Origin of the sequence: Bradyrhizobium glycinis (genome assembly GCF_016031655.1) — a bacterium.
Classification (GTDB): Bacteria; Pseudomonadota; Alphaproteobacteria; order Rhizobiales; family Xanthobacteraceae; genus Bradyrhizobium; species Bradyrhizobium glycinis.
On sequence record NZ_JACCHQ010000001.1, the window covers coordinates 714,542 to 734,327 of the forward strand.

Sequence of the window (19,786 nt, forward strand, 5' to 3'; positions counted from 1 at the left end):
CCGAATTCGATGCAATGAGGTATTTAGGTAAAGGAGTGCTGCCCGTGGAGTAGGCTAATGCCTGTCGCCCATCTGGATGAGCAGCTCCTCGATGTCGACATCGGCCTGGCCGGCGGCCCTGACGTGGCGGACTTCAAGGCTGTCGGGCTGGAAGCGGTATTCTACGAGGCCGACTTCCTTGATCGCGATCCTGTTCTGGCGCTGATCATTGATGACGAAGCCCGCTGACGGCGCCCAGACGTGGCGGGTGTGGCGGAAGGTGAAGTCGCGGCGCTGGTGCACGTGGCCGCTGGCGACGAGACGCAGGTCGACCTTGCCGAACATCTCGATCAGCCGCGCCCGCGCCGGCTGCGGCACGTAGCGGATGGACGTCTCCGGCGTCTCGGTGTCGTCGGGCAGGTTGAGAAACAGCGGCTTGTGCAGGAACAGCGCGACCGGCCTGCCGTTCGTGCGCGCGAGCTCGCAAGACAGCCAGTCGAACTGCTCGGCCTCGAAGGCGAGGCCCGAATTCATGACCAGCGAATTGAGGCCGATGAAGCGCCAGCCCGCGGCCTCGAACGACCAATGGTCTTCGCCGATGATGTCGCAGAACTGCCGGCGGTGCGTCTCGCTGACCGGCGGCTTCGGCGCCGGCCCGATCGCGGTCGGATTGTCGCCGATGTCGTGATTGCCGGGAAGATAGCGACAGGTGACGGGCAGGGCGTCGTGCAGCCCTTTCGCAAATTCGACATCGTCGCGGCTGGTCGGCCCGTCGAACGAGACGTCGCCGGTGTTGATGACGAGATCGGGCCTGCCGGCGTAGATGTGCTCGCTCACGCGGTGGAAGTTGGCGATCAGGCCGGGAAAGCGCCGGCCGAGATGGGTATCGGAAATCTGCGTGAGGCGAAATTCGGGCATGCGATTATCCTACCCGTCGCCGCGCGTCGGAACGATGACGGGCCGGGCATGGATCGCAACCAACAAAGTTTAAAGCACGCGATAGCGGATGGTGTAGCCGTCCTGCGGGGCGACGCTGCCGGCCACTGGCGAGGCGATGCGGTCGGCCAGGTGCCAAGGGCCGAACTGGGCGGAGCGATGCGGCTCAGCAGGCAGGCGGAGGCGGAACTCGAAGATGCCCTTGCCGGACAGGTTCACGACCAGAACGCGATCGGCCGTGCGGTGGTTGAGCACCACTGCGCCGCGCAGCACGGCCCGGCCGTCCTGGAGGTCGCGCACGCCGTCGACCAGCGCCAATGTCTGGTTGCGGTCGGTATGCAGCTCGATCTGGCTGTCGCTCACCGCCGTCAGCATCTCCCGCGGCACGCGGATCTCGAACTCGACGGCGGGCTTTGAGGGATTGAGGCCGAGATAGGCGAGCGCCGCGTGGCGCATGTCGTAGGCGGCAAAGGCGAACAGCGCGAGCGCGGCCAAGGTAGCCAGGCCATGCCGGGCGACGTCGCGCCAGGTCCGATAACTCAGGCGGAAGTAGACCGTCATGGCCAGCGCGACCGCGAGCGCGGCCGCGATCCCCGACAGCGCCGACATCAGGATGCCGAGTTGGCCCTCGGAGAAGCTGGACAAGGAATTCATGGCGCTGTCTCGCCTCGCGGCCCAAAGGGGCCGAAATCGCTTTAACAATCGATGGTTGGTCGCTGAAGCGGGAACGCCGGTTCAAGTCGTTCATTGTCAGCGCCAAAAGTCGCGGCTAATGACGTCGGCGGCATTTCGCCTTGCGGGAAAGTTCCGATGTCCGTTCAAATGGTCTTGCTGCCGGTCTTCGTGCAGGTCGCTCTCACCTTCGCGCTGCTGATCGGCATGGTCCTGGCGCGCCGCAAGGCCCTGGTCTCCGGCGAGACCAAGATCCGTGACATTGCCCTGGGCGAGCCGAACTGGCCGAAAGGCGCCACACAAATCGCCAATTGCTACCGCAACCAGTTCGAGCTGCCGGTGCTGTTCTATATCCTGATCGCGCTGGCATTGCCCTTGCGCCGGGCCGACCTCTTCATCGTGCTGATGTCCTGGGTGTTCGTGGTGACGCGCTTTGCCCATGCCGGCGTGTTCGTCTCCTCCAACGATCTCGGCCGCCGCTCCACGGTCTGGCTCGCCGGCGTGCTGGTGTTGCTCGCGATGTGGATCTACTTCGCGCTGAAGCTTTTGCTGCTGATCTAGGCGCTTGCGCACCACTTGAAAGAACTCAAATGACCCCCGCTGCCCGGCTGTCCGCAGCCATCGAACTGATCGACACCATCGAGAGGGACCGCGTGCCCGCGGCGAAGGCGCTGAAGGAGTGGGGTACCGCGCACCGCTTCGCCGGTTCCGGCGACCGCGCGGCCATCGCCGGCCTCGTCTGGGATGTGCTGCGCCGCTACGCCTCGAGCGCCTGGCTGATGGATTCCGATACCGCGCGGGCCCGGCTGATCGGCATGCTCCGTCTCGAGCGCAACATGGACACGGCGACCATGGGCGCCTTGTTCGACGGCAGCCGCTTCGCGCCGGCGCCGTTGACGGATGCCGAGCAGGCTGCGCTCGCCTCGCGCTCCCTGAAGGACGCGCCGGCCGCCGTCGCCGGCGACTACCCGGAGTGGCTCGACCCGCATCTTGCAAAGGTGTTTGGCGCGGACCGCGCCGCGGAGGCCGCCGCGATGGCGAGCCGGGCGCCGCTGGACTTGCGCGTCAACACGCTAAAATCCAATCACGACAAGGTGCTGAAGGCGCTTTCTCATCTTCATGCGAAGCCGACGCCCTGGTCCGCAACCGGCCTGCGTATCGAGCTTCCAGCCGATGCGCGCAACCCCGGCATCCAGGCCGAGGAGGATTTCATCAAGGGCGCAATTGAAGTGCAGGATGAGGGATCCCAGCTTGCCGCCCAGTTCACCGCGGCAAAACCCGGCGAGCAGGTGATCGATCTCTGCGCCGGCGCCGGCGGCAAGACGCTGGCGCTGGCCGCCCTGATGCAGGGCAAGGGCCGGCTGATCGCGACCGACCGCGACAAGCGCCAGCTCGCGCCGATCCACGAGCGGCTGTCGCGCGCCGGCGTCCACAATGCCGACGTCCGCACGCCCAAGGGCGAGGCCGATCCGCTCCAGGACATCCGCAGCTCGGCCGACCTCGTCGTGATCGACGCGCCCTGCACGGGAACCGGCACTTGGCGCCGCAACCCCGATGCCAAATGGCGGATGCGCCCCGGCGCGCTCGAGATCCGCCTGCGCGACCAGGCCGAGGTGCTGGACCGTGCGGTTCCGCTGGTCAAGCCGGGCGGCCGCATCGCCTACATCACCTGCTCGGTGCTGGCGGAGGAAAACGGCGAGCAGGTGAGGGCGTTCGTCGGCCGACATGGCGAGTTCTCGATCGTCCCGCCCGCGCAGACCGCGAGCGTGCTCTGGGACAAGGCGGAAGCTTTTGGCGAGGCCGCGCTGCAATCAGCCGAAGGCTGGCTGATGACTCCGCGCCGGACCGGAACGGATGGATTTTTCGTCTCGGTGTTGAGGAAGGTCGGTTGATCGTACCCCAGCACGTCATTCCGGGGCGCCCGTAGGGCGAACCCGGAATCCATCGCGCGGCAGTCTCTGCGGTTCCATGGATTCCGGGCTCTCTCTTCGCGAGCCCCGGAATGACGATCAATCAAAAACAAAAGCCCCGCAGACCGATCCCGGTCGCGGGGCCTTCGAGTTCCAACGTTCTGCCGGTACGTCCGTGGTCAGAACGGTGCGAGGGCGTTAGCCGACGCGGAGGTTGTCAGCCGAGGACTTGCCGCTGCGGCGATCGGCGACGATGTCGAACGAGACCTTCTGGCCCTCATTGAGGGTGGAGAGGCCGGCGCGCTCGACGGCGCTGATGTGCACGAATACGTCCTTCTGGCCGTCGTCCGGCTGGATGAAACCATAACCCTTTTGGGTATTGAACCACTTCACTGTGCCCATAGCCATGGGAATTTCCTTTGTTAGAGATGGTACGCACGCGGACCGGTACGCGTCGCTGCGCCCATGATCCTGTTCAGTCGATGTTTGGAGAAGTCATCTGAAGCGTGCGCGCCCGTCGTAACGAAGCGAAGCGGCCCAGTCGTTCGGCCCAAGTATCGATGATCACAATATAGCGAGAATTTGGGGCTACTTCAAGGCGCCACCCGTGGCTCGGGATGTCGCGCGCGTTTGCTATTTGCGGTGCATATGAACCGCTGGTCAGTCCACGATGAAGAGCGTCGCGCCCGTCGTCGTCGAGGACCGGTGCGCGGCGTCGCCGAAGTCCGATACCTGGTAGCTCATCCCCGCCGTGAGCTTGAATTTGCGCCCGTCGCGCAGCTCGGAGTCGAGCTCGCCCTTCAGCACGTAGAGTACGTGGCCGCGATCGCACCAATGATCGGCCAGATAGCCCGGCGAGTACTCCACCATCCGCACGCGGAGATCGCCGATGTTGAGCGTGCGCCATGTGGCCTCGCCGCTCTCGCCGGGATGAGTGGTCGGCGCGACCTTGCTCCAGTCGGTGACGGTGAAGGGGGAGGTGGGGAGTTTCATGGGGGAATCCTGTCTTGGAGCCGGCGGGCGCAGTGTTAGCGCACGCGCGCGCCGCAGTCTCCGTCATTGCGAGCGCAGCGAAGCAATCCAGAAATGCATCCGCGGCGGCAGCCTGGATTGCTTCGCTGCGCTCGCAATGACGCTTGGGGCGCTCGCGCCTCCGCGCGCTGCTGCGACAGCCAGCGCGTCAGCGTCACCCCACCAAATGGTTCGCCGAGCCCTGCACGATCAGCCCCGCCTCATTCACCCGCAGATATTCGCAGATCTTCTTGCCCCGCTCGTTCTCGTAGAACACCACAAGGCTGTCCGGGCTGACGAACAGATCAATCAGCGAAAAATGCAGGTTGGGCAGCAGCGGAAGCGCCTTGCCCCAATAGGCGCGCAAGGCATCCTTGCCGCGCACCGTGCCGCTGGCGTCGAACCCCAGCGCCGGAATGCGGTCCGACGTCATCACGGCCGCCTCGTCGTAGAGCTCAAGCACGCGCTCGAGGTCGCGTGCATTCCAGGCCTCGACCCAGGTCCGGCCGAGCGCGGCAAGCGTTGAGGGCTGATGGTGCTGTGACATGGCGTTCTCCCTGATCGGCCCCTTTCTGAGGAAGGGGCATAATAGGTAAATAATACTTACCTATATTGGTTTGTCCATGCCCAAAGAAGCATGTGGGCGCACTGCTGCCGCGGTTGCGGCCCGCGCGCGGCCAGCGTATTGGCTGGCCATGACAGCAGCACAGAACGACCGCTCCGCGGCGACGCCCTCGGCGCACGACAAGATTCTCATCGTCGACTTCGGCAGCCAGGTGACGCAGCTGATCGCGCGTCGCGTGCGCGAGGACGGCGTCTATTGCGAGATCGTCCCGTTCAACAAGGCAGAAAGCGCCTTCGAGGAGATGAAGCCGAAAGCGGTGATCCTCTCCGGCGGCCCGGAATCGGTGCACGAGGCCGGCTCGCCCCGCGCCCCGCAACTGATCTTCGATTCCGGCGTGCCGGTGATGGGCATCTGCTATGGCCAGATGACCATGGCGGCCCAGTTAGGGGGCGAGGTCGAGGGCGGCCATCACCGCGAATTCGGCCGCGCCGATGTCGAGGTGAAGGCCGAGAGCCAGCTGTTCGCGGACGTCTGGTCGTCAGGCAGCAAGAACCAGGTCTGGATGAGCCATGGCGACCGCATCACCAAGATGCCACCCGGCTTCTCCGTCGCCGGCACCTCGCCGAACGCGCCGTTCGCGATTATCCAGGACGAGAAGCGCAAATATTACGGCCTGATGTTCCACCCTGAGGTGGTGCACACGCCCGACGGCGCAAAGCTCATCCGCAACTTCGTGCGCAAGATCGCCGGCCTCACCGGCGACTGGACCATGCGCGCCTTCCGCGAGGAGGAGATCGCAAAGATCCGCGCGCAGGTCGGCAAGGGCAGGGTGATCTGCGGCCTCTCCGGCGGCGTCGATTCAGCGGTGGCGGCGGTCCTGATCCACGAGGCGATCGGCGACCAGCTCACCTGCGTCTTCGTCGATCACGGCTTGATGCGCCTCAACGAGGCCGAGCAGGTCGTCGACCTGTTCCGCCACCACTACAACATTCCGCTCGTGCACGTGGACGCCTCCAAGCAATTCCTCGGCGAGCTGGAGGGCGTCACCGACCCCGAAGCCAAGCGCAAGACCATCGGCCGCCTCTTCATCGAGGTGTTCGAGGCTGAGGCCAAGAAGATCGGCGGCGCCGACTTCCTGGCGCAGGGCACGCTCTACCCAGACGTGATCGAGAGCGTCTCCTTCACCGGCGGCCCTTCCGTCACGATCAAGTCGCACCACAACGTCGGCGGTCTGCCTGAGCGCATGAACATGAAGCTCGTCGAGCCCTTGCGCGAGCTGTTCAAGGACGAGGTCCGCAAGCTCGGGCGCGAGCTCGGCCTTCCCGAAATCTTCGTCGGCCGCCACCCATTCCCGGGCCCGGGCCTTGCCATCCGCTGCCCCGGCGAGATCACCAAGGACAAGCTCGACATCCTGCGCAAGGCGGACGCCGTCTACATCGACCAGATCAGGAAGCACGGCCTCTACGACGACATCTGGCAGGCTTTCGCCGTGCTGCTCCCGGTGAAGACGGTGGGCGTCATGGGCGACGGCCGCACCTACGATTATGTGGTCGGCCTGCGCGCCGTCACCTCCACCGACGGCATGACCGCCGATTTCTACCAGTTCGACATGAAATTCCTGGGCGAGACGGCGACGCGTATCATCAACGAGGTGAAGGGCGTGAACCGGGTGGTGTACGACGTGACCAGCAAGCCGCCTGGGACGATCGAGTGGGAGTAATCCCTAGGGCTTTCGTGGGCTCTCAAGGGCGGTCGTTATCCCGTTTAAACGGTCAGTTTTCCCAGTCGTGACAAGGGTTTGCGACAGTCATGAGCTATCACAAGCCAGCCTGAGAACTCGCGCCAAGTGACGGGATGACTGGCGGTACGGAACCGGGCATGATGCGGGCCTTGCTCCCCTACCGACTTGATACCGTGACGGTACCGGTAGGGGCCTAACCGGAGCCTACCGATGCTGACCCCCAAGACCCTGGCGGCCCTTAAGCCCAGGGAGAAAGCCTACAAGACCGCCGACGCTGAAGGGATGTACGTCGTCACCACTCCGGCCGGCGCGCAGTCCTTCCGGTACGACTACCGCCTGAACGGGCGCCGCGAAACGCTGGTGATCGGACGGTACGACGCCGAGCAAGCTCGCCAGCCGCAGCGCGATCCCGACGCGCTTGACTACGGCATGTCGCTGTCCCTGGCCGAGGCTCGCGAACTGCTCCGACGCGCCCGGCGCACGGTGGAGCGCGGGGAGTCGCCGAGCCGTGCCAAGGTTGAGGCTCGAAATGACGCGGCGAACGCCCGCAGCTTCGGCGGATGGGCCGACGCCTATTTCGCGTTCAAAGCCGATCCCAAGTCCGGTGAGCAGCAGCTTGCCGAAAGCACCCTGGCATTCCGCCGGTCCACTTACCGGCGGATCATCGAACCGGAGTTTGGCCGCCTTCGCCTGGAGGAGGTGACGCCGGCTCGTCTGAAGGCGCTATGCGACAGCGTGAAGGCCAAGCGCGGTCCCGCCGTCGCCGTGCACGTTCGTGAAGTGGTTCAAATGGTTTTCCGTCACGCTCAGGCGAGTGGGCAGACAACCACCAATCCCGCCGACCTCGTGGAGACGCGAAGCATCGCGACGTTTAAACCGCGCGAGCGATTCCTGACGCCTGCGGAAATCCGCCTGTTCCTCTCGGCGCTTGAAAGGACCGCAGCCATGCCGACCCTGCGGCTCGCGCTGAAATTCATTTTGCTGACGGGCGTCCGAAAATCGGAGTTCATCGACGCGACCTGGAGCGAGGTCGATTTCGATACGGACACCTGGACAATTCCGGCGGAGAGAATGAAGGCCGGAAAACCGCACGTTATCCCGCTGTCATCCCAGGCGCTGGATATTCTCACGGCACTGCGGGAGTGCTTCCCGGTCAGCCCTTATCTGCACCCAAGCAGGTATGACAGCGACGCGCCCATTTCGAACGCCACTCTCAATCGAGTGATCGACGCGGCCATTGCAGTCATTCACAAGGACACCCCGGGATTTGAAACCTTCAGCGTTCACGATCTGCGCCGGACATTCTCCACGGGCCTGAACGCGGCGAAGTTTGATGATCGATGGATCGAATTTGCATTGGCGCACGCGCCCCGAAATCAGATTGCCGCAACGTACAACGCGAACCGTTGGCTGGATGAGCGACGCATCATGCTGCAAGCCTGGAGCGATGCAGTGGAGTCGTGGAGTCGTGGCGAGTCCGCACGCGACGTGTTTACCGAGGCCAAGCGCAGGGCGGCGGAGGTGCCGGAGCCAGAGCTAGAGTTCGACCTGTAAAGCGCTGGCACCCGGGCCTCATCACCCGGGAGGAATAGGCGGAAGCTTTCCCCAACAATCAGGCACCGACACGGAAAACCGTTCGGTGCCTTGTTTATTTTCAAAGGGGAAATTTATGGAAGTCCAAAAGCCTGAGCCGATGATCCGAGCGTTCGAATTGCTGAAGTCCGGCATGTTGCCGTTCAGCGAACCGACGCTCTGGCGGAAAGTCAAAGAAGGCTCGTTTCCGCAGCCGATCCGCATCGGCCGCATCACCGCCTGGAAGCAATCGCAAATCGCCGCGTGGCAGAACGGTGAATATGTCGCGGAGGTGCGCGCATGAGTGTGCAGCCCCGAAAAGAGGAAACCCCCGCGACGGCAATCGCAGGGGTTTCGGTGGCTGGGAGGCCAAAGGAAAATGTGCATGTGAATTCTGCCGACGTTATCCAACTTCGTCAAGCGCCGTCGCGGCACAACCTGGATGACCTGCCGTATCCGCTCGGCGGCTACCTCCCGCCGTGGCTGACGCGTGCTCAGCGCCTGGAGGCTATCCGCGAATTCGCGCGCCAGAAGGACCCTCGCGCTGTCATGGCAGGCTGTGAGCCACTTCCCAAGCTGCTGAGCGCTGCCCTTGCGCCGTACGTCCGACAGGGCTCGCCCGCGCACCGTATCGGGCGGCGCGAGTTGGATGCGATCCTGCGGGAATGCATGGAACGGGAGGCCGCATGATTGGCCGGCCCACGTCGCCCCACGCGGACGCTTACCGGGCGCATGTGGCAGCGACCAAAGCGCGATTAATGGCGGAGCGTCAGGCGCGTCAGGATGGGGTCGATGCCGATCTTGAGAGGTTGTACCCGACGCTTGCGCCGACGCGCGTTTACGCCGATGGCGGGCCGCTGCCCGCGCCCAGGCCACCAGCGCACAAGGTCGAGCGACAATTCCCGCCGGTCACGCAAATCTTCTTCGATTGGATCGACCAAGGTGGGAAGGGTGCTATCAAAGGCACGCTTGAGAACTTCCGCGCGATGTGCCGGTTCTACGGCATCAGCGCTCGTTCCAACGTCATCAAGAAGCGCCACGACGTGACCATCCCGGGGAAGTCGTTCATGCTGGACGACTACAACAAGGCCATCATCGCGGAGCTGGAGTCAGTCGCGATCCGCAACGGGTTCCCCCAGGGTCAGGTGTCAACCTACATCGGCGCGCTCGCGGCCGAGACGCCGCACAACCCCGTCACGGAATGGATCGAGTCCCGTCCGTGGGATGGTCGCAGCCGCTTCGCCGACTTGTGCGCGACCGTTCGTGTTGAGGATGGCTACAGCACGGACCTGAGGGACAAACTGCTGCGTCGCTGGCTGCTGTCGGCCGTCGCTGCTGCGGCCGGTGCGCCTGGGTTCGAAGCGCATGGCGCCATCGTGTTCACTGGCCCCCAGGGCGCCGGTAAGACGCGCTGGGTGAAGCGTCTCGTCCCGGAGGACATGCGCCGCGACCTGATCCTGGATGGCGCCATCATCGACGCGTCGAACAAGGACACGCTCATCAATGCGTTGTCACATTGGATCGTGGAGCTTGGCGAGCTGGACGCGACGTTCCGCAAGTCCGACATTGCGAGGCTGAAGGCGTTCATCACCCAACCCACGGACAAGATTCGCCGGCCCTATGAACGAGCCGAAGACGAGCGCCAGCGCCGCACCGTGTTCTGCGCGTCGGTGAATGATCGCGACTACCTCGTGGACGAAACGGGCAATCGCCGGTTCTGGACCATCGCTGTCATCAGCCTGGACCACAACCACGACATCGACACCCAACAGCTTTGGGCCGAGGTCATGACGTGGTACCGCGACGGCGAACAATGGCACTTGACCGACGAGGAAAACGCGGCCCTCGGAAACGTCAACGCCGAACATCAGCAGCGCGATCCGCTGGAGGACCTGATTCGCGCCGCGTATCGGATTGATGAGCCCGTGGTGCGCTTCGTCCCGGCGATCACCATCTTGCGTGAGTTGGGCTACGACAAGCCGACTACGGCCCAGGCGCGCACGCTGTCGCGGGTTCTGAAGGCGATGGGCTTCACTCAACGCAAGAGCGGATTCCTCGGCTTCGACATGCCCAACAAGGTCAACCGCGTGGACTACGAGGACGAACGCCCGATCTGATGGCGACTACCATGAAGCCCGCCGCTGAGCGGGCTTTTTCACGTTTGCGCTTGGGCAGATTGGGTAGATGCATATAAGCCATCTGCCCAAGCTTGGGCTTTCGCAAGTGACTGTCGCGTAATGCCTTTTCAGGCGCTTGGGTAGATGGGCAGATTGGGTAGATGAGCTAGAGAGTTAGAAGGTAGATGTAACTGGTCCGTGGGGCTGGTTACATGTGGTCTAGGGAGTGGTGCACGAATCTACCCGACCTGCCCAATGTGAATCAGCCAATCGAAATCTCTTTGCGCGATAGGCAGTTAAGTCGTGGGCAGGTCGATCTAACCATCTGCCCATAGTGCGAACTATCTGCCCGATCTGCCCAATTGAGCGCGAGCGGGTTCAGGGTTGAGAACCGGCCTGGAGCCAGCTACTGCGCCGGGATGAAATCCGCTGAAGCCTGCATGCTGCTGATCGACCTGACTCGTGCTCTTGGGACGGGTCTATTGCGGACCGATCGTTTCGGCACACGTGCGGAAGACCTGCTGATCCTGTGCGGGGTGTGCGTGGGGCAAGCAGAGGGCAGGCCGATGGCGGCTTACAAGCTGGCGCAGTACATCGGGCAGGCGAGGCCGAGCGTCGTGCGGCGACTCAACAGGCTGGAGGCCGCTGGATTGGTGCGTCGTGGTCGCCCTGGTGGCTGGGTGCTGACGGATGAGCTGCTGAGTTCGTCGGGGTTCAAGCGGGCCATGCGTGAGGCGGAGCGAAGGGTGCGCAAGGCTGGGAAGCGATAGGAGGCCGCAGGATCGACGCGGGGCGCGGTGACGTGGGTGGGCATTGGCGCGGTCCTGATCGAGCAGCCACAGCAGCGCGAGGGCCATGCGTCGTGGTGGGGTGCATGGTGGCGTGACGTGCTCGCCACGCCCGTCAGCCGATGCGCACCGCGTCGGTGCATTGGTAAAAGTTACGGGTCCTTTTCGACCCCCGGCACCACGCGGGAGCACTGGTCCCTTGAAACGCGATATCTGCGAGGCGCCAAATTTTCGCAGCCAGATAGCCAAACCCTGACGCGAGTGGAGCGGTCTCCAAAGAATTCCCCGACTACCAACGGTGCAGCCAACACCACTCCAATCACCCGGGAGGTTTTTTCCCTGCTGATTGCTCAGACTTCAGGTGTCGAAACTTTTTGAGTCCTGAGTCACACATGAGCACCCTTACTCCCCTTATCCGTACCACCGAAACCTCCGCTGCGGTTTCTCCCGCCATCGCTCTCGACCAGTTGGACGTGCGCTCCCTGATCGACCGCGCCCGCAATGAGCCGGCGGCCATCGTGCGCGAGAACCCGGGCAGCGACAGTTTCCGTGTGCATCGTCGTTCGCCGACCGTTTCCGCGACCATCGACCTGACGGCCAGCACGCTCCCTGACGCGAAGCGCTCCGCTGCTGACGGAAGCGTCCGTGCCGCGCTGGTGCCCGACATGGGAACGAGCGTGTCGAAACGCATTTCCCTCTCGTCCGCCATCGCCTCCGCCTCCGCCGTGATCCGCGCTGGCGCAACGCTCCTGGTGCAAGCTCCGGCGGTGCCCGTTCCGAGCACTGGCGAGCTGCCCGTGATCGCTCTGCGGGAGCAAGTGGCCGGACTGGTGAACGTGTCTCCACTGGCGTTAACGAAAATCGCTGACGGCACTGATGCTCCGGCGGTGACCCTGGCTTCGCTGCTGAAACGCATCTATGCGGTGTTCGAAGGCGCGCCGACGTTCGCGGCATCACTGACGATTACCCGACGCGAACAACTCAATACGGACTTCGATCTGAACGCGGCTCTGTCGTACGCCATCGCGTCCGGCATCGCGCAGACGGTTGACCGTGTGCTGCTCCAGTCCCTGGCGGCGATTCCGTTCAACTCGGTGCCCGTTATCGACTTCGGCCGCTTCGCTGCTGCGAATGTCGATGCGCAACAGCTACGCGCGCTGGTGGGGCCGCAACACGACAACGGTACCGGCCTCGTGTCCTTCCGCCCTGACGGCCAGCTTGTCGCTGGTGGCGTGCCCGCTGAGCTGACCTCGCAAGGCTCGAAGGTCATCGTCGGGCAGTGGGCCGGCGCAGGGGTCGGACTGGGGCGTGAAATCACGTTGAACGTGACGCGCGCTGGCAAGGATGGCGACGTGGTGCTGACGGCACTGCTGGAGCTGCATCCGCTGGTGGCCCGCAAGGACTGGTTCCAAACCATCCCGGTGGCCTGAGCATGATGCGCGCCATTTGGTCCCGACTGACCGGTGGCGCTGCCCCCCAAGTGGTGGCAGTGCCCCGGGATGTCCCTGGCGAAGTCGCATCCGCGATCCAGGCCGCCAGCTATATCACCCGCGAATTCCACAACGCAGAGAACGGCGGCTACATCGGTCGCGTCGTCGTGATGCTCCCGGGTCGTCGCGGAGCCGTCTTGACCGACGAGAACGCCGAAGACCTCGCCCGCAAAGCATGGCCGTTCCTCAATGACATCCAGGTTGCGAAGACGGCCCGCATGTTGACGGATGAAGCCCGCAACGCCCTCGCGGCAAGCCGGCAGGCGGGTCGTGACGCCGACCGCACCGACCGCCCCCGCAACTACGCAATGGACTGGTGATCGACCATGAACAACCACCGTACCGAATCCGTCTCCCGTCGCACCGTGCCGCTGTCGGTGAAGCTCGATGAGTCGATTGCCCAGGAAATCGACGGCCTCCGCGCCCGCATCCTGGCCGAACAGTCGATCAACCTCAGTACGAGCGGTGCTCTGCAAATGCTGCTGCGCCGTGGCCTCGCGGCTGTCGCCGCCGAGCGCAACACTCGATCCTGATTTCTCCTGCCACGCGCGTGGCTGTCGTCCCCGTTCACGACATTCGGAAAAGCACGGGCACGGAACGCTGGCCGCCGTGGAGAGGAAAGGGCCAGCGACCAATACCGGCATAGCCCCGCCGCCGACTTCAAGTCCGGGGCATCGCAAGACCTGACACCATGTTCATCAAACGCATCCGCAACGTGCTCGCGAACCTTCTCCAAGTCGAAGAAGCGGCGCCCGTCCACGTCACTCGGCCTGCGCTCCCGCAGGCCCTGGAGGCCAAGCCCGAGGGCCAGAAGCGCAAGCGCCGCAAGCCCAACAGCGGCAAACGCAGCCGCCGCGAACGTGGCAACCCGAACGACAACCCGCGTGCGCATCAGTTCGCTGACCGCGTGCGTCAGGGCCTGGACCGCTGAAGCCATGATCGACCCGCAAGCCCTCGTTACGGACGAAGAACTGGGCGCCCTGATCGGCGTCGGTGCTCGCCACATCCGACGCATGGCCGAGCAAGGCACCCTTGAGCGCGTCGAGCGTGGGCGTTTCGAACTCGGCGCGTCCATCAAGGCCCTGATTGACAACGCCGCAGGCGACGGAAGCGAACTCAACAAGCAGCGCGTCCGCAAGCTCAAGGCCGAGGCTGATCGGGTGGAGCTGGAGCTGGCGCGCGCGCGCGGTGAAGTAGCCCTCATAAGCGAGTTCGAAGCTGTCCAGGTCGCGAGGAACACGCTCATTCGCACCCGAGTAATGGAAGTGCCGAGGCGCGTGACCCTCACCCTTCTGGGGATGAAGGATGAAACCCGCTTCAAACAAGTGCTGGCCGAGGAACTGCGCCTAGCCCTGACGGCCGTAGCGACTGCGGAGCTGGACGTGAAACCGCCAATCGAAATCGATGGAGAAGACGAGTGAAAACCATTTTCACCACGACCAAAGCAGCCGCCAGGGGCGCCGCCGTGTTCCTCAACCCGCCGCATGCGAGCGAGTCCGACCGCGCCGACGCTCTGGCAACCGCCGCAAGCCTGATGCGTCAAGCAGTCGAGCAGTGCATTCGCGCCGGCCGCGATGACTTGGCGTTTCGGTCCCTGGACATCGCACTGGAGGCTGAACAATGAAGGACGCCGATCTGTTCTCCCTGCTGGTCGCCGCCGAGAAGCTGGCCGACACCGTTGCAACCGATGGCGGCGTGTCGGCTGATGACCGGAAAGTTGCTGAACGCCTGCGCGACGCGATGAAGGCATGGAAGCCGTCCGCGTATCGCTTCCGCGACTACAAGACCGGGGGCAAGGCATGAACACCACCGGTCTGAGCGCATGGGCCGCGATGCTGATCGCGCTGGCGGCTGGCTTCCCGACCGAGCTGAAAAGCGAGGACGCGCGCCTTGCGACCATGCGCCCCCAGCGTGCCGCGCTAGTCCAACGCTGCCGAACCTGCGCCGATGCCGCCAAACGTGCCGAGCTGCGTTCTGACCTGGAGGCCCTGGAGGCCCGTATGCGACGCCTGCGGACCGCATCCGTTGGCTGGGGGCCATACCGGACATGAGCATCGCCACAGGCGCGCGCAAAGCCGCACAACAGGCCGGGAGGCGGTTCTTCTACGGGGTGCCTTGTTATCGCGGCCACGCCGGCCAGCGGTACACCAGCGGAGGACAGTGCCGCCACTGCGCGCAAGAGCGCGCCGCCGTCAGGTACGCCACGGACCCAGCCGTCCGCGAATGCCTACGCACTTTGCGGGGTAGAACCTGAGTTTTCCACTGCTGCAACCCTAGCGGGCGCGAGCCCCAGTCACTACATTCCAGCCGCTGGTATAGGGGCGAGGGTGGTCAATGCCTGGGGTTATGCGCCTACGCGTTTGGGACGTGGAGCACGGCGCGTGCGCGATGATTCAGCACATCACGCCAACGCTCGGGGGCGATGTCGGCGGAAGGCTGGCGATGATCGACGCCGGCAACTCCGATAACTGGTCGCCCAGCGCCTACATCCGGTATAACCTCGGCCGGACCACGCTCGATTACCTGTTCATCACCAACGCTGACCAGGACCACATGAGCGACCTGCGCGGCCTGGGACAGATGGGCATCAGCGTGGACACGCTGATCCGAAACCCCTCCTACACAGGGGCGGCAATGCGCGCTATCAAGCTGGGCAGTGGCCCGCTGACGGGCGACGCCGAATGGTATGTGTCCGCCTGCGACAGCTTCAACGCGCCCGCGATACTGCCTTTCGACCAGGGCATGAACGGCATCACCTGCGAGCTGTTTCACAACCCTTTTCCACGCTTCATCGACACCAATAACTTGAGCTTGGTGGTATTCATCCGCTACGCCGGCACGGTGTTTCTGTTCCCCGGCGACCTGGAGCGCGACGGATGGCTGGCGCTGTTAGAAAGGTCAGATTTTCGCGCCCGTCTCAGCGGGGTTGATGTGTTGATGGCGTCGCACCACGGCCGAGAGAATGGCTTTTGCAAAGAGGCTTTCGAAATCTGCCGCCCGCAGGCAGTGGTCGTTTCTGACAAGTCCATCATCCACGACACCCAGCGCAGGGATTACAGGCCCGTGGTGTCGGATGCCGGCGTCCTGGTCAGAACAACCATGAAGCGCCGCCACGTCCTGACCACGCGGCGAGACGGCTGGATTCAGTTTGACGTGCAGGACAACGGCAATTTCGCCATCGACACCGAGTGGATGGGATGAAAAGCCGCTCCGACGCGCTGAAGGCTGCGAACATCAAATGGCTGGCCGCTCTGGCCGCGCTGGATGTGGCCGTCGTGCTGCTGTTCATTGCGCCCGAGCTGGTGGACGCGAGCATGACCACCATCCTGCGCGCGAGCGTGTCGCCGCTGCTGCCCGTCGTGGTGCTCTTGCTGACGGGGCCGCTGTCTCACGACGCAAAGGCTCGGCTTATCTTCTGGAGGATCAGGAACCCGCTGCCCGGAAGTCAGGCGTTCACGAAGCACGCGCCCGCTGATTCCCGCATCGACATGAAGGCCCTGGGCAAGAACGTCGGGACGCTGCCGACTGACCCCGGCGAGCAAAACGCGAAGTGGTACAAGCTCTACCGGCTGGTGGGAGACGATGCTGCGGTGGTCCAGGCGCACCGGCTGTACCTGATGTACCGCGACATGGCTGTGGTGTCGCTGCTGTTGATCCCGCTGGTGCCCGCCGCGCTTTGGTACGCTGGCGCGGCTCCGGCTGCTCGATGGATCGCGGGTGGCTTCTTCGTCCTTCAGTACGTGGTCTGCGCTATCAGCGCGCGTCACAGCGGCGCGCGCTTCGTGTGCAACGTGCTGGCCGTCCACTCCACAAGGAAGGTCAGGGCGACCGCTTCCACTTGACGGTATATGTGGCGGTATCGCGACAGCGAAACGTCTGGAAAGTCCCATTTTATGGGGGTTTTCTCGCTCCGTTGATGATCGAGTGGGAGTGAGGGGGCGGCCACCTCACTGCGGTCTGATGTTAGGACCATCTATGCCGGCAGAAGACCCGCGGCGCGATAGTTGTCGATCATCGAGTCGTAGAGCGAAATATCGGAGCGGCTTCTGGCGATGAGCTGCGCGCCGGCGATGGCGGCGAAAATGGCGCGGGCCCGCTGTTCGCTCTTTCTATGACTGACCAGGCCCGCGGCCACCAACAGCTTGCTCAGCCACGCCACGTTGACGTCGGCAAATGTCTGGACCTCCTTCTTCACTGCGCCCGGCAGGTCCTCGACTTCCGCGGACATGAAGCTGCAGAGGCACATGCGATTGTCGCTCTCCAGCGCTTTGCGAAACAGATCGGGATATCGACGCAGGCAGCGGACAGGATCGGCGGTTTCTGCCAGCATCGCCTCGAGTTGGGCGGCGGTGTCCTCCCAGTAGCGCCGTGCGACGGCTACGCCGAGATCGGCCTTGCTTGGGAAATGGTGGTAGATGCTGGCGGCCTTGATCCCGACTTCGTCCGCGAGATCGCGGAAATTCAAGCCGACATAGCCGTGCGCCTGCGCCGTCCGCTTTGCTGCCGCCAAGATGGCCTCCCGAGCGCTTGAACTCACTTCGTCGCCCTCACTGCTTCGTTATCTACCAAGTGACAGGTAGGGCTTGACCCCTCGGATTGGAAGTCTTCATATCGGGCCTACCAAGTGACAGGTAGACAAAATAGGAGTCGTGATGAAGATTTACGATTGGCCCACTGGTCCGTATCCGGCCCGCGTTCGCATCGCCTTGGCCGAAAAGAACCTGCCGTCGCACGTGCAGTTCGTATTGGTCGATCTCTACAAGGGCGAGCACAAGAAGCCCGAATTCCTCGCCAAGAACTACTCCGGCACCCTGCCGGTGCTCGAACTCGACGACGGGACCTTCATTGGCGAGTGCACGGCAATTACCGAGTACCTTGATGCGCTCGATGGCGCGCCGACGCTGACCGGCAGGACCCCGCGCGAAAAGGGTGTGATTCACATGATGAGCAAGCGCGCCGAACTGGAACTGCTCGATGCCATCAGTGTCTATTTCCACCACGCCACGCCGGGTCTTGGGCCTCATGTCGAGATCTATCAGAACCCCGAATGGGGATTCCGCCAGCGCGACAAGGCACTCAGGGGGATGCTCTACTTTGACGGCATTCTGAAAGAACAGCCGTTCGTCGCCGGCGAAGCGTTCACGATGGCCGATATCACCCTCATAGGCGGCTTGATCTTCGCGGGACTCGTGAGCGTGCCGGTGCCGGTGGAGTGCGAGGCTCTTTTGGCATGGTATGCAAGGATGCAGGAGCGTCCTAGTGTCAAGAACCGGATAACAATGTCTGAGCCGGCCAAGGCATCTTGATTGAGATCGTCTTGCGCACAATCCGCCTCCCTGTACTTGTCCGTCGTGACGATCGCAGAGGTCGAGGACGGAATAGCAAAGCTGCGGCGCGAGAGAGCCACGCGCAGGAGCAAGGACTTGGCGCATTGGCTAGAGGTCGTGCTGCATCTCTCCGGCGATCGAATTCTGGCGTTCGACACGCCTGCCGCGCGGCTTGCGGGGTAGTGTCGGACCGGGCTCGCGGCAAAGGCATGCGCCCGGATTCGCCGATATCGTCATTGCTGCCACGGCGCGCCAGTACGCGCTGACGATCCTGTCGCGCAACGTCAGGCATTTCGAGCCGCTCGGCGTGCAGGTGCTCGATCCTTTCGGCAAGTTGCCGCTGTCCTGATCGCCGCGCAGGTGCTCCGCGCTTGCGTCGGATGTGCGCTCTGCTCGCACGTGATACGAGATCAGAATCGCCCTTCCGGAGCCAGCCTTGATGTCCGTCGCGCCTACCGCCACTGCCACCGACCCCGAAGCCCTCGGCTGGATGCGTGGCTTCCCGCCATCCCCCGACCGCCTCATCACCTTCCAAAACGGCTCCTTCCGCAATTTCCCCGAACTCCGCTGGGCCTGGAGCAACATCCGCCAGCTGGTGCCGACGGTGAATGTCTGGCGCGGGGCGGGGCCGGCGTCGCCGCTGCCGCGCGCGGAACAGGACATCGGCGCGGTGGCCTCGACCACGATGGACGGGCGGCCCATGACCTTCGCAAAGATGCTGGAGGAGACCTACACCGACGGCATCGCGGTGCTGCATCGGGGCAGGCTGATCTATGAGCGCTATTTCGGCGCGTTGAAGCCGCACAAGCCGCATATCGCGATGTCGGTGACGAAATCGTTCACCGGCGTGCTCGCCGGGATCCTGGTCGCCGAGGGCAAGATCGATCCGCAGGCGCCGGTCACGGACTATGTCCCGGAGTTGAAGCCAAGCGCGTTTGGCGATGCGCGCGTGCACGAGGTCATGGATATGACCACGGGGCTGCTCTACACCGAGGTCTATGCCGACAAGAACTCGGACGTGTGGGGCCTTCGGCGCGCCAACGGCATGGCGCCGATCCCGCCCGGCTATGACGGGCCGACCACCATTTTCGATTTCCTGATCGCGCAAAAGAAGCTGGGCGAGCACGGCAAGGCCTTTGCCTACAAGACCGTCAACACCGACGTGCTCGCGTGGATCTGCCGGCGCGCCAGCGGCCTGACGTTGTCCGATCTTCTGTCGGAGCGAATCTGGCAGCCGATGGGCGCGGAGGAGGATGCGCACTATCACGTCGATCGCATCGGCACCGAGAGCGGCGGCGGCGGCCTCTCCACCACGTTGCGCGATCTCGCCCGCTTCGGCGAGACCATGCGCAATCACGGCCGCTTCAACGGCCGCCAGATCGTGCCGTCGCAAGTGGTCGAGGACATCGCGCGTGGCGGCGATCCCGAAAAGTTCAAGCCGGCCGGCTACACCACGCTGCCGGGCGCCTCCTACCGCAATCAATGGTGGGTCACGCACAACGACCACGGCGCCTACATGGCGCGCGGCGTTTACGGCCAGGGCATCTACATCGATCCCAAGGCCGAGATGGTGATCGCGCGCTACGCCTCGCATCCCATGGCGGGCAACGCCGCCAACGATCCCGTGACGCTGCCGGCCTACATGGCGCTGGCCGAGGCGCTGATGGCGGGCGGGTAG

Annotated in this window: 27 protein-coding genes; 21 read left to right on the top strand and 6 right to left on the bottom strand. The window is 64.0% G+C overall.

Annotation, left to right across the window (positions count from 1 at the left end; genetic code table 11):
• Positions 1–54 precede the first annotated feature (54 nt).
• Entirely contained in the window at positions 55–897 is an 843-nt protein-coding gene (locus HZZ16_RS03390; protein ID WP_197947076.1) for a metallophosphoesterase family protein, read from the bottom strand.
• Positions 898–966: 69 nt separating this feature from the next.
• Positions 967–1,569, bottom strand: coding sequence for an acriflavin resistance protein (locus HZZ16_RS03395; RefSeq protein WP_197947077.1), 603 nt, complete (start codon positions 1,567–1,569; stop codon positions 967–969).
• 156 nt (positions 1,570–1,725) lie between these two features.
• Between HZZ16_RS03395 and HZZ16_RS03400 the strand changes: the two genes are divergently transcribed.
• Entirely contained in the window at positions 1,726–2,148 is a 423-nt protein-coding gene (locus tag HZZ16_RS03400; protein WP_197947078.1) for an MAPEG family protein, read from the top strand.
• Positions 2,149–2,177: 29 nt separating this feature from the next.
• Entirely contained in the window at positions 2,178–3,479 is a 1,302-nt protein-coding gene (locus tag HZZ16_RS03405) for an RsmB/NOP family class I SAM-dependent RNA methyltransferase (RefSeq protein ID WP_197947079.1), read from the top strand.
• Positions 3,480–3,695: 216 nt separating this feature from the next.
• On the opposite strand, the gene HZZ16_RS03410 is transcribed toward HZZ16_RS03405, so the two are convergent.
• The 3 genes from HZZ16_RS03410 to HZZ16_RS03420 form a co-directional block, all read right to left on the bottom strand.
• A complete protein-coding gene (locus HZZ16_RS03410; protein ID WP_015686739.1) occupies positions 3,696–3,905 on the bottom strand; it encodes a cold-shock protein in 210 nt (69 codons plus the stop codon).
• Positions 3,906–4,157: 252 nt separating this feature from the next.
• Entirely contained in the window at positions 4,158–4,490 is a 333-nt protein-coding gene (locus HZZ16_RS03415) for a DHCW motif cupin fold protein (RefSeq protein ID WP_197947080.1), read from the bottom strand.
• Between the two features lie 193 nt (positions 4,491–4,683).
• On the bottom strand, positions 4,684–5,055 hold the full coding sequence (locus HZZ16_RS03420) for a nuclear transport factor 2 family protein (RefSeq protein ID WP_197947081.1): 372 nt from the start codon (positions 5,053–5,055) through the stop codon (positions 4,684–4,686).
• Positions 5,056–5,203: 148 nt separating this feature from the next.
• Between HZZ16_RS03420 and guaA the strand changes: the two genes are divergently transcribed.
• The 16 genes from guaA to HZZ16_RS03500 all read left to right on the top strand — a co-directional run bounded on the left by guaA (position 5,204) and on the right by HZZ16_RS03500 (position 16,623).
• The gene (guaA, locus tag HZZ16_RS03425; RefSeq protein ID WP_197947082.1) at positions 5,204–6,793 is read left to right on the top strand and encodes a glutamine-hydrolyzing GMP synthase; all 1,590 of its coding nucleotides are present in this window, start codon (positions 5,204–5,206) and stop codon (positions 6,791–6,793) included.
• Positions 6,794–7,024: 231 nt separating this feature from the next.
• The gene (locus HZZ16_RS03430; protein WP_197947083.1) at positions 7,025–8,368 is read left to right on the top strand and encodes a tyrosine-type recombinase/integrase; all 1,344 of its coding nucleotides are present in this window, start codon (positions 7,025–7,027) and stop codon (positions 8,366–8,368) included.
• Between the two features lie 157 nt (positions 8,369–8,525).
• Entirely contained in the window at positions 8,526–8,690 is a 165-nt protein-coding gene (locus HZZ16_RS03435) for a helix-turn-helix transcriptional regulator (protein ID WP_197947084.1), read from the top strand.
• Entirely contained in the window at positions 8,687–9,076 is a 390-nt protein-coding gene (locus HZZ16_RS03440; RefSeq protein WP_197947085.1) for a hypothetical protein, read from the top strand. The genes HZZ16_RS03435 and HZZ16_RS03440 overlap by 4 nt, the downstream gene beginning before the upstream one ends.
• Positions 9,073–10,503 carry a VapE domain-containing protein gene (locus HZZ16_RS03445; protein WP_197947086.1) on the top strand — a complete coding sequence of 477 codons (1,431 nt, stop codon included), beginning with the start codon at positions 9,073–9,075 and terminating at the stop codon, positions 10,501–10,503. The genes HZZ16_RS03440 and HZZ16_RS03445 overlap by 4 nt, the downstream gene beginning before the upstream one ends.
• 440 nt (positions 10,504–10,943) lie before the next feature.
• The gene (locus tag HZZ16_RS03450; RefSeq protein ID WP_197947087.1) at positions 10,944–11,273 is read left to right on the top strand and encodes a MarR family transcriptional regulator; all 330 of its coding nucleotides are present in this window, start codon (positions 10,944–10,946) and stop codon (positions 11,271–11,273) included.
• A gap of 410 nt (positions 11,274–11,683) precedes the next feature.
• The gene (locus tag HZZ16_RS03455) at positions 11,684–12,721 is read left to right on the top strand and encodes a hypothetical protein (RefSeq protein ID WP_197947088.1); all 1,038 of its coding nucleotides are present in this window, start codon (positions 11,684–11,686) and stop codon (positions 12,719–12,721) included.
• A gap of 2 nt (positions 12,722–12,723) precedes the next feature.
• Positions 12,724–13,101 carry a hypothetical protein gene (locus tag HZZ16_RS03460; protein ID WP_197947089.1) on the top strand — a complete coding sequence of 126 codons (378 nt, stop codon included), beginning with the start codon at positions 12,724–12,726 and terminating at the stop codon, positions 13,099–13,101.
• A gap of 6 nt (positions 13,102–13,107) precedes the next feature.
• Positions 13,108–13,314: a hypothetical protein gene (locus HZZ16_RS03465; RefSeq protein WP_197947090.1), complete on the top strand. Its 207-nt coding sequence runs from the start codon at positions 13,108–13,110 to the stop codon at positions 13,312–13,314.
• Between the two features lie 158 nt (positions 13,315–13,472).
• Positions 13,473–13,712, top strand: a complete 240-nt coding sequence (locus HZZ16_RS03470; protein ID WP_197947091.1) for a hypothetical protein — start codon at positions 13,473–13,475, stop codon at positions 13,710–13,712.
• A gap of 4 nt (positions 13,713–13,716) precedes the next feature.
• Complete coding sequence (locus tag HZZ16_RS03475) at positions 13,717–14,202, top strand: type IV toxin-antitoxin system AbiEi family antitoxin domain-containing protein (RefSeq protein WP_197947092.1); 486 nt, start codon at positions 13,717–13,719, stop codon at positions 14,200–14,202.
• Positions 14,199–14,405 (top strand): hypothetical protein, encoded by a 207-nt coding sequence (locus HZZ16_RS03480; protein WP_197947093.1) that lies wholly within the window; start codon positions 14,199–14,201, stop codon positions 14,403–14,405. Before HZZ16_RS03475 ends, HZZ16_RS03480 begins: the two co-directional genes overlap by 4 nt.
• A complete protein-coding gene (locus HZZ16_RS03485; RefSeq protein ID WP_197947094.1) occupies positions 14,402–14,584 on the top strand; it encodes a hypothetical protein in 183 nt (60 codons plus the stop codon). Before HZZ16_RS03480 ends, HZZ16_RS03485 begins: the two co-directional genes overlap by 4 nt.
• The gene (locus HZZ16_RS03490) at positions 14,581–14,832 is read left to right on the top strand and encodes a hypothetical protein (RefSeq protein ID WP_197947095.1); all 252 of its coding nucleotides are present in this window, start codon (positions 14,581–14,583) and stop codon (positions 14,830–14,832) included. Before HZZ16_RS03485 ends, HZZ16_RS03490 begins: the two co-directional genes overlap by 4 nt.
• Before the next feature lie 337 nt (positions 14,833–15,169).
• A complete protein-coding gene (locus tag HZZ16_RS03495; protein WP_246509931.1) occupies positions 15,170–15,982 on the top strand; it encodes a ComEC/Rec2 family competence protein in 813 nt (270 codons plus the stop codon).
• Entirely contained in the window at positions 15,979–16,623 is a 645-nt protein-coding gene (locus HZZ16_RS03500; protein WP_197947097.1) for a hypothetical protein, read from the top strand. Before HZZ16_RS03495 ends, HZZ16_RS03500 begins: the two co-directional genes overlap by 4 nt.
• A 131-nt stretch (positions 16,624–16,754) precedes the next feature.
• On the opposite strand, the gene HZZ16_RS03505 is transcribed toward HZZ16_RS03500, so the two are convergent.
• Positions 16,755–17,318 (bottom strand): TetR/AcrR family transcriptional regulator, encoded by a 564-nt coding sequence (locus tag HZZ16_RS03505; protein ID WP_197947098.1) that lies wholly within the window; start codon positions 17,316–17,318, stop codon positions 16,755–16,757.
• A gap of 115 nt (positions 17,319–17,433) precedes the next feature.
• Here HZZ16_RS03505 and HZZ16_RS03510 point away from each other — a divergent pair, with 115 nt between their 5' ends.
• The 3 genes from HZZ16_RS03510 to HZZ16_RS03520 all read left to right on the top strand — a co-directional run bounded on the left by HZZ16_RS03510 (position 17,434) and on the right by HZZ16_RS03520 (position 19,786).
• Positions 17,434–18,087, top strand: a complete 654-nt coding sequence (locus HZZ16_RS03510; protein WP_197947099.1) for a glutathione S-transferase — start codon at positions 17,434–17,436, stop codon at positions 18,085–18,087.
• A gap of 193 nt (positions 18,088–18,280) precedes the next feature.
• Positions 18,281–18,457, top strand: coding sequence for a PIN domain-containing protein (locus HZZ16_RS37060; RefSeq protein ID WP_246509933.1), 177 nt, complete (start codon positions 18,281–18,283; stop codon positions 18,455–18,457).
• A 90-nt stretch (positions 18,458–18,547) separates the two neighbouring features.
• A complete protein-coding gene (locus tag HZZ16_RS03520; RefSeq protein WP_197947100.1) occupies positions 18,548–19,786 on the top strand; it encodes a serine hydrolase domain-containing protein in 1,239 nt (412 codons plus the stop codon).